Here is a 12,043-nt window from a genome sequence, read left to right as displayed (position 1 = left end):
AATCATGAAAAAAGAACATATTTACCCGGTAGTATTAACCATAGCAGGTTTCGACGGTAGCGGTGGAGCCGGAATTCAGGCCGATATCAAGACAATTAGTGCATTGGGATGTTATGCTACATCGGTATTAACGGCACTTCCGGTTCAAAATACCTGTGGCGTAAAAGCAATCCATACGATTCCGACGGAGATTGTACAAATGCAATTGCAAACCATAATGGAAGATATACGCCCGGATGCCATTAAAATCGGAATGGTACATAGTTTGGAGCTGGTGCGGATTATAGCCGAAATGCTACAAGAATATCCCGAAATTCCGGTCGTATTTGATCCGGTTATGGTGGCCACAAGCGGACATCGCTTGATTAAAGAAGATACCATAAATGAAATTGTAAATACATTATTTCCCTTATCAACGATTATTACACCCAATTTAGATGAAGCAGCCGTATTAACCGGAGCACCAATCGGTAGTGTCGATGAAATGCGTTTATTGGGGACAAAGATCATGGAAAAAGGATGTCAGCATCTCCTGTTAAAAGGCGGACATTTACCGACTAAAGAATTGACCTCAATTTTATTCGATCAAAAAGGAATTATTGCGGAATATACTTCCGAAAAAATAGAGACAAATAATAGGCATGGTTCCGGTTGTACTTTATCATCGGCCATAGCGGCTTATTTGGCGCAGGGGAAAAAAATACCGGATGCTGTAAATCTGGCGCAACAGTATGTACATGAGGCAATAAAAGAAGGAGCAGATGTAGCTATAGGGAAGGGGAATGGTCCGTTAAATCATTTTTTTGCACCACAACAATTGTTAAAAAGAAAAGCCCCGCTATAACAACGAGGCTTCTCCCAAATAACCAAAATAACAAATAAAAAATAAAAAGCTATTTACAATCAGTCGATTGGCTGATGCTTTTTACGATTAAATACCCAGAAAATAATTGGGAATACCAGTAATGTTAATACAGTGGCAGTAATTAGTCCACCGATGATAACAATGGCCAGCGGTTTTTGTGACTCCGAACCGATTCCGGTTGAAGTCGCTGCGGGTAACAATCCGATTGAAGCCATTAAGGCGGTCATTACTACAGGACGTGTTCTGATTTTAACAGCTTCCATAATGGACGTATTCAGATCCATTTTTTCCTTCAGATTCTTATGGAACTCCGATATAAGAATGACTCCGTTCTGAATACAAATCCCGAATAAGGCAATGAATCCGACACCGGCTGATATTCCGAAATTAATGCCTGTAAGGTGTAAGGCTATAATACCGCCGATTACAGCAAACGGTACATTGGCCAGAACCAAAAGCGAATCTTTTATATTACCGAACATGATAAACAGTAAGACGAAAATACCTACTAAACTGATCGGAACTACCTGACTTAAACGTTGTGTAGCCCGAACCTGGTTTTCAAATTCACCGGTCCACCCGAAATGATATCCGTTTGGTAATTCCACATTTTTGTTTACAACCGCTTGTGCTTCTGCAATGGTACTACCTAAGTCACGATCACGAACAGAAAATTTTACAGCGATAAAACGCTTGGTATTGTCACGGTAAATAAATGCCGGACCGGTTACCTTTTTCACAGTAGCAATCTCCTTTAACGGAATTTTTACTCCGTCTATCGTCGGTACTTTAAGTTGAGCCAAATCGCTTTCATCTTTACGATATTCTTTGGTATAACGAACACGGACATCGAATTTCTTTTCACCTTCATATTTCTGAGTCGCGGTTTTTCCTCCGAAAGCCATTTCCAATACAGCCTGAGCATCGGCCAATGTAACACCGTAAGCAGCCATTTTTTCACGATCTAAAATCACGCTGACTTCCGGTTGTCCCACATTTCGAAGAATACCCACATCCTTTATTCCGTCGATGTCTTTAATTTGTGCTAATACTTTGGCAGCCAGATCATCCAGTTTGTTCAGATCTTCACCATATATTTTTACGGCATTTGATGCTTTAAAACCGGCAACGGCTTCTGCAACGTTGTCAATAACCGGTTGGGAATAATTGTAGGTAATTCCTTGAATTTGCTTTAGCTTAGCATCCATTTCCTCAATTAATTGTTCCTGAGAAATCGATCTTTTCCATTCTTTTTTAGGATACAAATCTACCTGGAACTGTGCAAAACCAAAACCATTCGGATCTGTTCCGTCGTTACTACGCCCGGTTTGCGAAAGTACCTGTTCCACTTCCGGAAAACTTCCCAATATGGTACGGATTTCGGCCGATATTTTATTACTCTCCGGAAGAGAAGTACTAATTGGCATTTCGGCAGTTACCCACAAGGCACCTTCGTTTAACTGAGGCAAGAATTCCGTTCCGAGGAATTTGGCAGAACCAAAGGTCAGAACCATAAAAGCAATGGAGACAAAAAGGGTTTTTTGTTTGTGTTTGAATGTGAAATTAAAGGATTTTTCAACGATTCTGTTCCAGAAATTGACAAACGGATTATTTTTTTCTTTAACGTTTTTATTTAATAAGATATGGGATAATACCGGCACCAATGTTAAGGTGAAAATTAAAGCACCCAATAAGGCAAAACCTAATGTATAAGCAAGTGGCGCAAACATTTTTCCTTCGACTTTCTGAAAGGAGAAAATCGGAATCAATGCTGTAATGATAATTAATTTGGAAAAGAAAATAGCTTTCCCCATTTCCGTTCCGGTTTTTTTGATCACACTACCGATGGCGAGCTTATTATAGGCTTTCATGCCCTTTTTATGAGCGAGGTGATCGAGTGTCACAAAGATTCCTTCGACCATTACAACGGCTCCGTCTATAATAATTCCGAAGTCAACTGCACCTAACGATAATAAATTGGCACTCATTCCTTTCAGTTTTAAACACAGGAAGGCGAAGAGTAGGGACAGCGGTATAATGATAGCAACGGTCAATGTCGTTCGCCAATCGGCCATAAATAGAAATACAATTACCGTTACGAAAATAATCCCTTCGAAAAGATTGTGCATTACTGTGGCAGTCGTAAAGTTCATCAGGTCGTCACGATCGTAAAAAGTCACCATTTTGATGTCTTTCGGTAATACCGTTTCATTGATTTCGTTGACTTTTTCCTTAATTGCAGTTAAAACTTCTTTAGGATTTTCACCTTTACGCATCACTACAATTCCTTCAACGACATCATTGTTTTTATCCAGTCCGACCTGTCCGACACGAGGATAAGAGCTTTCTGCTACATCGGCAAGATTTTTTACCAGAACCGGATTTCCTCCGGCATCGGCTACGATAATATTCTGAATATCGTCTATTGAACTCAGTAATCCTACACCACGGACTACATAGGCCTGTCCGTTCTTTTCAATTACGTCACCACCTACATTCAGGTTACTTTTATTAACCGCATCGAATACTTCCAACGGGGTAATATTGTATTTTGATAAACGACCCGGATCAACACTGATTTCATATGTTTTTTCCTGTCCGCCAAAGGCAACTACATCTGCCACACCCGGAACAGCACGTAACTGACGGTCGATTACCCAATTCTGATAGGTTAACAAATCACGTGTATCCCGATCCTTACTTTTTAAAACATAACGGAAAACCTCACCGGTTGGTCCATAAGGAGGCTGTACGTCCGGATCAACGCCATCGGGTAAAGAAACGGTACGCAATTGGTTATTGACCTGCTGACGGGCAAAAAAGTCATCGACATCATCTTCGAAAATAATTTTAATCACCGACAAACCAAACATCGTAATACTTCGCACACTGGTCTTTTTTTGTACGGAGTTCATTGCAATCTCGATAGGCGTGGTCACAAAACGCTCAATTTCTTCAGCACTTCGTCCGTTCCATTCGGTCACAATAATAATTTGCGTATTGGTTACATCGGGAAAGGCTTCGATCGGCATGTTTTTAAAGGCGATAAACCCTGAAATTGCCAGAATTCCAACCCAAAAAAACGTGAATGCTTTATTCTTGAGGGAAAAAGCAATAATATTTCGGATAAATTTATTCATAACTATTCATTTAGGGCACCGTATACTAACAACTGGTTTTGTGTCATTACTTTTTCGCCTTCGTTTATACCGCTTGAAATATAAGTGATAGCACCAACCTGGCGGAAAACTTCAACCTGACGCGCTTCGATGTTGTTACGGTCTTTATAGATTACTACGAAATTTTTGCTTTTGTCGAAGATGACAGCGGATGTCGGAACAGCCAACATTTTTTTATCACTCTCCATATAGGAAATTTTGATAGAAGCCCGCATTTCCGGTTTTAATACATATTCCGGATTGTTCAGTTTAATAAGCACTTTCATTGCTTTCGTATCCGGATCGATAATATTAAATATTTTATCCACTTTACCGTTAAAAACTTTATCCGGGTAACTCAATGTGGTAACCGCGGCATTTTCGCCTAATTTGATCTGATTAATATCGCTTTCGGTAACATTGGCTATAGCCCAAACATCGTTTATTTCGGCGATATCAAAAATATTATCACTTCGGTCGTTTCGCAGTAACATATTTTCGTTGATGTCCTTCTGAATGATAAAACCGCTTAACGGAGAACGGACTTCATAAATAGCACCCGATTTGATATTGTAAATTTTATAGGTTTCCTGAATACGCTGTAATTGCGATTTAGCCTTGTCATAATTACTTTTGGCTTCCAGAACATCTCTTTCCGCATTTAATTTTCCTTCGAATAATTCCTGAGCAACTTTAAGGTTGTTTTTGGCTACGATTACATCGTTTTTAGCATCGTCCAGTTCTTTTTCAAAATCAGCTACTTCCGTACTTCTTATAGTAGCTAATAATTGTCCCTTTTTGACATAATCACCCAATTCCACATATACCTTAGCAACGCTACCGCCAACAACCGGGAATACCTCGATCGTTTTGTTGTTATCGGTTGTGATTTTTCCGTAATAATTCAGTTCGTTACGCAGCGGTTCTAATGTTACGGGAGCGGTTTTAGTGGTTTGTAACATTTTATTACTCAACACAAAAGTTTCCTTTATTTCCGCTTTTTTTTCTTTGTCCTGGCAGGAAATTAAAGCCAATAGCGACAGACAGGTTATTATTGGATATTTCATATTAGAAGATGGTTGTATTGGTGATGTGATTGATTTGTTCTCCGGATAGGATCAGTTGTTTTCGCATTTCATTCAGTTGTAGCGTACTTTGATTATAGCTTTCCATAAAATCGGTAAATTCCAGTAGCGAAATATTACGACGTTGGAAGTTCTTCAATACGCCCTGATACACAGCGTCCAGGTTTTCGTTGATACTTTTGGATAGGGAAGTGTATTGCTTTTTTTGCTCTTTCCAAATCGATAAAGCACTGTTTACCTGACTTTTCAGTTCTAATGTTTTTTGATCTTTATTTACTTTTGACTGACTTAATTCGGCTTCAGCAATTTTAATGTTTCCTTTATTGCGGTTCCAGAGCGGAAGCGGAATTCCCAATGTAAAGTTGACTTCATTTTTAAAGGCGCCGCCAACCTGATCGTAAGCAAGTCCGGCAGTGATATCCGGGACGGATAACGATTTTTGTAGCTTAACGGCCAATTCCTGATTTTCAACCTGTTTCATAGCTGTTAGATAGTCCGGATTTTTTTCTTTGGCGATGTTAAACAATTCTCCTTCGTTGTATTTCGGACTATTAAAGTTTAGAATCAACTCATTCTCATCGGCCATCGGACTTAATTCTTCGTCGATTCCGGTTAAAATATTCAGATTTTGTTTGTTTTCGGTGATCTCTTTCTGAATGGCAATCCGATCGTTTTTAAGATTTAATAATAGCGATTGCAAACGTACTACATCCTTTAACGGAACATTTCCTTTATCGGCCTGTACTTCATAAGATTGTAAAAGATTTTCAATTTGCGTGGTTTGCGATTCGATACTGGCAATTTTTCGCTGATCGAAAAAGATAGCGTAGAAGCTTTGGCGTAATTCGTGTTTCAGATTCTGCATTAATTCTTCAAATTGCAGTTCTGCTAACGCCACATTGGATTTAGCCAATTTAATTTCGTTACGTTTCTTTCCGCCAATATGAATAAGTTGATCTACGGCGACTGCTTTCTGACCGTTTTTGCCTACATCAAAATACCGTTTTTCATCCGGATTTATGGCGTTAAAAGCCAATGACAGATTAGGATGATCCCAAATTTTAGCCTGGATTACGGCAGCTTGTGCAGCTGAGATATTGTATTGCTCAGCTAATAATTGGAAATTGTTTTTTTGCATGGCATCTTCACACTCTTTCAGTGTAACGTTTTTTTGTGAAAACGTGAGCTGAAAAAACAGAAGTGATAGTATAAATGGCGTTATTTTCATCTATAAAAGAATTTAATTCTTTACAAAGATGTTGGCAGTAACCTTAAAAGCGCCTTAAAGCCGACCTTAAAAAAAACTTAAAAATGATTTTAAGGTTCTTTTTACGGATTTTAGGAAGGAAAAATAATAATGAATTCGTGTTGTTCCGCAGCATCATCATAATGATACGCTAATTTTGCCTTATGCAGATCGAGAATGCGTTTGGCAATACGTAAACCCAATCCGGAACCCTGAATTTTTTGATTTTTAGTACCGCGAACAAAAGAATTGAAAATTTTATTTTCTTCTTCCGGTGAAAGTTTTTCACCTTTATTGATCAATTTAATTTGGATGTCATGCTGAGCACTATCTTCTATGATCACATTGATCTTGCGATCGTATGAATACAAATAAGCATTTTTAAAAAGATTGGCGAAAACAATTTCAAGTAAGGATGTTATTCCTTTGACTTCCAGATCCGATTCTGTGGTTCCGATTTCAAAATTCATTTGAAAATCAGGGAAATTCTTAATCGTTTTTTCATAAACCTGAAAGATAATCTCATCGACACGTACTTGTTGGAAGGTCGATCCGAAACTGGATGCGTTGATTTGTGCCAAGAGTAGAAGTGAATTGATCAAATCAGAAATCTGATTCACATCTTTGCTCATATTGTTCAGGTAATTCAAGGTGTGTTCGCTATGACCTCCTTGCTGAATCAGATTTTCCAATTGTAACGTTAACCTACTGATAGGTGTTCGCAGTTCATGCGATGCATTCGACGTAAATTCTTTCTGCGCCAGATAGGAGCGTTCGATACGAAGTAACATCTGGTTGAAAGCTTTGGCTAATAAACTGATTTCGTCTGACTTAGAGGATTCAATTACCTGTGTATTTAATTTGTTGATTGAAATACTGGTAATAATTTTTTGGAAATTATCCAGCGGTTCCAATAATTTCCGGATCAGAAAATAGGTGGTAAGCCATACCAATGTAGTTCCGAGGATAAAAGACAGAATCAAGATCTGGTATAAGAATTCCAGTTTACTCATACCGGATTTGTCCTCGGCCGCAATTATGATATAATAATCCGTATTGTTGTAAATATGAAAAACGCCCAGTACATCTTTCTCTTTTTCGATCGTATAAACCCTTTTGTGCTTTTTGATTTTTTGAAGAAAGTTGACGTCCCATTTAACGGAAGCATCATCGATACTACTGTAAATTAACTTATAGTTACTGTCGAAAATAAGTGTTTTTTCGTTGTATAACTTATTAATTGTATTTCGATCTATAAGCTTTAAAATCTGAGTATCTACGTCTTTTACTTCAAGTAATAGTTTAGTAGTGGTTAACGCTTTTTCTTCCAACCTTTCCATAAATTCTTCCTTACGGAAAGTCGAAAATGAAATATAGATGAATATAGCTGATATTCCGTAAATCACAGAAAAGGCAATACTGACATTTACAGCTATACGTCTCTTTAAAGTCATCTTATTCGTCTTTTAGATAATACCCGAAACCCGGACGCGTATGTATCAGTTTGTTTTCGTAATTCTTATCGATTTTTTTTCTCAGAAAGTTAATGTACACCTCAATAGTATTCAGATTTGTATCAAAGTGAGCGTCCCATATTTGCTCTGATATTGTTTGTTTGGATAGTGTTCTTCCTTTCGCTTTAGCCAATAAGAGTAATAACTGATATTCTTTTTGCGTTAGTTCGATTGTTGTACCGGCACGTTTTACCGTCATGGAATTCGGCGCTATTTCAAGATCGTCGATGGTAATCAGTTTTTCTTCATTTTGCGGAGTTGTACTGCGTCTTAGAAGTGCTAAAACGCGTATCAGTAATTCTTCAAGGTGAAAAGGTTTAACCAGATAATCATCGGCTCCCAACTTAAAGGCGTCCATTTTATCGTTAAGATCACCATATGCACTGATCATCAGAATAGGGGTTGTCGGATCGGTTTCCCGGATAGTGCTGCAAACATCCAATCCGTTGATTTTCGGTACGTTGATATCCAATAAATAGATATTGTATTGCTCGGAACGAATTTGTCGGAAAAAGACTTCACCATCGAATACGCAATCACACTCAATGTCTTTTGTTTTTAAGAAGTCACTGATTTCTTTTGAGAGTACTAAATCGTCTTCCAGGAGCAGTGTTTTAATCATTTGAAGAGAGGCTATTATATAACAGAATAGTAAAAGTAGGAAAGTTATGTGATTTTAGAAAATAATGCTTTCGGAATAATCGGCTTAAACTTTGTTTTCGCAAAGATTGACAATCATTTTACAAAGCTGTTTCGGTTCAAACGGTTTGATAATAATACCGTTCATCGAAGCAGCATATACTTGTTCGGATATCTCCTGTTTGTCGAAAGCGGTTAAAGCGATTACCGGGATCATATTGCCTTGTTCGCGAATACGTTTGGTGGTTTCAAAACCGTTGATAGCCGGCATGTTTATATCCATCAGCACAATGTCAAAAGTCTCTTTTTGTAATAAATCAAGAGCATCAAAACCATTGTCGACAATAACATTGGTAAAATTATTATCATCCAGAATCTTTTTGGTTACAATCTGGTTGATTTTATTGTCTTCGACCACTAAAACACGATAATTGTTTTCCAGTAAATATTCGACTTCGAGATTATCTGTGTACTTTTTAATTTCCTCCGGATCAGAATCAAATCCGATAATGACCGTCATGGTTGTACCCACGTTTTCTTTACTCTTAATCGTGATTTCTCCGTTAAAAAGGTTTACAAGCTGTTTTACAATCGGAAGGCCTAATCCGGTTCCTTGATAATCGTCTTCTTTACGTTCGATCTGAACGAATTTTTCAAACACCTTTTCCTGATCTTCTTCGGCAATACCGATACCGTTATCGATCACTTCAAATCTGATATAGAAAACCGTTCCTTCCACTTTTTCAATTTGAGCGGTAATTTTAACCCGTCCTTTTTGTGTGAATTTTAAAGCATTACCGATCAGATTCATAAAAATCTGCGATAAACGTACACGATCACCGATTAACAATGTTGGAATGTCCTCGTCAACTTCCAGTATGAGTCGGTTTTTATTTTTTTCGGCCAAAAACATCAGACTATCTGTAACCTGGTGTAAATCTTCGATGATATTAAAAGCTGAATTTTCAAGTTTGATCTTATTCTCGTCAATTTTATAAACCTGTAAAATATCATTAACTAAAGACAACAGGTATTTAGCTGAAAACTTCAACGATTTCAGATAAGAGCTTTCTGAAAGTTCTTTGTGTTCATCGGTAATAATATCCGTAATTCCGACAACACCGTATAGGGGAGTCCGCAATTCGTGGCTAATAGTAGATATAAACTGTGATTTAAGTTGCGAAACTTCCTCGGCCTGATCTTTAGCGTCTTTTAATTGCTTATTCGCAATTTTAAGCTCATTATTGATCTTTTTCCGGATTTCGTTGTTCTTGTATAAAGAGAAAAGAAATAGCAATAAAAATAGCAGGGTGATAATAAATAATACCACAATAATACGGGACTGTTGTAAACTTCTGGCTTGAAGCTGTTTTTCGTTTTCAATTCGCGTTACCAGCCTTTTATATTCGTCCAGTTCAATTTGGCTTCCGGCCTTTTTTACCTCGCTGATACGCTCCTCATTATAAATCTGATCTTTAGTAGTAGTGTATTTGTCAAGGTAAAAATACGCATTCTCGAAGTCCTTAATCTTAAAATAGTATTGGGCAAAATCTTTATAAAGATCACAGGCGTTGGTTTGAAGAAACTCGACTTTGTTTTTTTTGCAAAGGTCTAAAGCTTCTTTGTAGAAAGCTTCTGCTTTTTCAAAGTTATTGGAATGAGTATAATAGGAGCCAAGCAAGGAATTGAGTGAAATCTGAGCTTCCAGTTCGCCTTTATTTTGTATGTATTTCTCCAGTCCGGTCAGATATTTAATGCCTTCGTTGTATTTTTTGGTTTCAAAATACGCACTGGCAATGTTTAACCGGGTATAAATAATTTCACTACTGTCTTTTAGTTTTTCAGAGTAGTGTAATCCGATTTTATAATGTTGAATGCCTTTATTGAAGTCGAGTTTATGAAAACAGTAAGCACTGCCGAGATTGTTGTGAAGCCAGTCTTTTATCGTATCGTTGTCGGTTTGATTAGCATAACGCAGGCCTTTTTCATAATACTGAATGGCTTTTTTAAAATCGGAAAATTCTTCGTGGTTTAAGCCGATGATATTGTAGGCTTTGGCAATCAGTGATTTATCGTTAATCCGGTAGGCCTCATTCAATGCGTTTTTAGCGGCAATAAGTGATTTTTCACATTCCAGATTTAGCATATGACCGCTGGCTTTAGCAATCATTTTAGAAATCTCTTTTCGGGTCATCTCTTCTGTTTGGGCATAAACAAACTGAGAAGACAACAATACTAATAAAAATGTACGTAATGGCTTATTAGTCATTGATTACTTGAAAAACTACTGTTATAATTACACGGATCCGGGCTGTATTAAAATTGTAATTATTTGGCATAACAATATTAGTACAAAAATACTATAAAGAGAATGTTTTGAGAATTAAATTGTTCTCATTATGTGAGAATTAAAGTTTTCTCACTTTTTTTAAGACTAAAATTGTTTTTTGTTAAAAAGTTTTTAAATGTTTATGTTGAACTTCTATTATTTAAAAAAAATTAACAGTTTTATTTTAATTAAGTTAGTTATTTGATTTGTGATTATTTGTTTATGTGTCAATATGTAGAGAATAAAGCAATTATAGCTGACATAAAATGATTTTTTATCTTCTTTATTCGACTGATATTTAAAATAATAAATTAAAAAAGCATCTTTTTTAGAGCAAAATGTCCCCTTTTTTTAAGTGGGAAATAATTAAAAATGAAGAGGACAAAAAAAAATCCTGTATTTTTTACAGGATTTTAACGAAATGTTATTGAGGATGTTAATATTTACCGCTTAATAATGCGCCTCCGATCGGAGCTTTTGCTTCCAAACCTAATTTTTTCATCATCTCATAGGTCGTGCAGACTGCCGCTGAAGTAACCGGAATTCCAATTTCCTTTTGGATCAGATCGATGGCTTCCAGAGAAGGCATTTGTACGCAGGCAGAAGCAACTAAAACGTCTACACCTTCTAAGTTTAATCGCTTGTAGATGTCCAGAAGATTCATCGGATCCTGTGCTGCCACTTCAAGGTTGTCAGGGATTTCTAAAGCAATGGAATCAACAACTTCAAAACCTTGATGCTCAATATAATCGACAACTAAATCGGTTAACGGACGCATATAAGGTGTGATAACCGCTACTTTTTTGGCTCCTAAAACTTTTAACCCGTTAATTAAGGCGCCGGCGCTGGTTACAATTGGAGTAGGGAAGTCATTTTTAATCGTTTCCTGATGGAGGTTAACTTCAGATACGCAGTGATAACCACGTCCCATACTCATGATGGCTACAAGGCAGGCATAGCCCATTACATCGACATGAGCATCAGATAATTCCTGTGCACATTTTAGACTCATGGCATCCATGGCTTCCAGTTCTTCTTTGGTTACTTTTTTCATTCGCATCCGACTGGAATGAAAGGTAAAACGTTCCGGAAGTACGGTTTCTCTGGAACGAAAAATAGCCGGAATTTCAGTCTCCATTGTGACATTTGAGCTGGGAACAATCTGGCCGATTCTATATTTTTTCATGGGTTATTTTGTATTCTTTTT

General features: G+C 37.2%; 8 protein-coding genes. 1 reads left to right on the top strand and 7 read right to left on the bottom strand.

What is annotated here, in order from left to right:
• The first annotated feature begins 4 nt into the window (after positions 1-4).
• On the top strand, positions 5-844 hold the full coding sequence (gene thiD, locus NOX80_RS13360) for a bifunctional hydroxymethylpyrimidine kinase/phosphomethylpyrimidine kinase (protein WP_256550296.1): 840 nt from the start codon (positions 5-7) through the stop codon (positions 842-844).
• Positions 845-903: 59 nt separating this feature from the next.
• Here thiD and NOX80_RS13355 read toward each other — a convergent pair whose 3' ends face one another.
• The 7 genes from NOX80_RS13355 to NOX80_RS13325 all read right to left on the bottom strand — a co-directional run bounded on the left by NOX80_RS13355 (position 904) and on the right by NOX80_RS13325 (position 12,022).
• On the bottom strand, positions 904-4,005 hold the full coding sequence (locus NOX80_RS13355) for an efflux RND transporter permease subunit (RefSeq protein ID WP_256550295.1): 3,102 nt from the start codon (positions 4,003-4,005) through the stop codon (positions 904-906).
• A gap of 2 nt (positions 4,006-4,007) precedes the next feature.
• Complete coding sequence (locus tag NOX80_RS13350) at positions 4,008-5,090, bottom strand: efflux RND transporter periplasmic adaptor subunit (RefSeq protein WP_256550294.1); 1,083 nt, start codon at positions 5,088-5,090, stop codon at positions 4,008-4,010.
• 1 nt (position 5,091) lies between these two features.
• A complete protein-coding gene (locus NOX80_RS13345) occupies positions 5,092-6,336 on the bottom strand; it encodes a TolC family protein (protein WP_256550293.1) in 1,245 nt (414 codons plus the stop codon).
• 110 nt (positions 6,337-6,446) lie between these two features.
• The gene (locus NOX80_RS13340; protein WP_256550292.1) at positions 6,447-7,808 is read right to left on the bottom strand and encodes a HAMP domain-containing sensor histidine kinase; all 1,362 of its coding nucleotides are present in this window, start codon (positions 7,806-7,808) and stop codon (positions 6,447-6,449) included.
• 1 nt (position 7,809) lies between these two features.
• The gene (locus NOX80_RS13335; RefSeq protein ID WP_256550291.1) at positions 7,810-8,490 is read right to left on the bottom strand and encodes a response regulator transcription factor; all 681 of its coding nucleotides are present in this window, start codon (positions 8,488-8,490) and stop codon (positions 7,810-7,812) included.
• Between the two features lie 84 nt (positions 8,491-8,574).
• The gene (locus NOX80_RS13330) at positions 8,575-10,776 is read right to left on the bottom strand and encodes a tetratricopeptide repeat-containing hybrid sensor histidine kinase/response regulator (protein WP_256550290.1); all 2,202 of its coding nucleotides are present in this window, start codon (positions 10,774-10,776) and stop codon (positions 8,575-8,577) included.
• 496 nt (positions 10,777-11,272) lie between these two features.
• Positions 11,273-12,022 (bottom strand): maleate cis-trans isomerase family protein, encoded by a 750-nt coding sequence (locus NOX80_RS13325; protein ID WP_305880317.1) that lies wholly within the window; start codon positions 12,020-12,022, stop codon positions 11,273-11,275.
• Positions 12,023-12,043: the final 21 nt, after the last annotated feature.

The organism is Flavobacterium cerinum (assembly GCF_024496085.1).
Taxonomy (GTDB): Bacteria; Bacteroidota; Bacteroidia; order Flavobacteriales; family Flavobacteriaceae; genus Flavobacterium; species Flavobacterium cerinum_A.
The sequence above is the reverse complement of the archived record's forward strand: the minus strand, read 5'-3'. Positions and strand labels throughout refer to the sequence as shown.

Excerpts from the sequence above, each read along its gene's own strand:
- NOX80_RS13335 (WP_256550291.1), bottom strand. The coding sequence starts at position 8,490 with ATGATTAAAACACTGCTCCTGGAAGACGATTTAGTACTCTCAAAAGAA.
- NOX80_RS13340 (WP_256550292.1), bottom strand. The coding sequence starts at position 7,808 with ATGACTTTAAAGAGACGTATAGCTGTAAATGTCAGTATTGCCTTTTCT.
- NOX80_RS13325 (WP_305880317.1), bottom strand. The coding sequence starts at position 12,022 with ATGAAAAAATATAGAATCGGCCAGATTGTTCCCAGCTCAAATGTCACA.
- thiD (WP_256550296.1), top strand. The coding sequence starts at position 5 with ATGAAAAAAGAACATATTTACCCGGTAGTATTAACCATAGCAGGTTTC.
- NOX80_RS13330 (WP_256550290.1), bottom strand. The coding sequence starts at position 10,776 with ATGACTAATAAGCCATTACGTACATTTTTATTAGTATTGTTGTCTTCT.
- NOX80_RS13350 (WP_256550294.1), bottom strand. The coding sequence starts at position 5,090 with ATGAAATATCCAATAATAACCTGTCTGTCGCTATTGGCTTTAATTTCC.
- NOX80_RS13355 (WP_256550295.1), bottom strand. The coding sequence starts at position 4,005 with ATGAATAAATTTATCCGAAATATTATTGCTTTTTCCCTCAAGAATAAA.
- NOX80_RS13345 (WP_256550293.1), bottom strand. The coding sequence starts at position 6,336 with ATGAAAATAACGCCATTTATACTATCACTTCTGTTTTTTCAGCTCACG.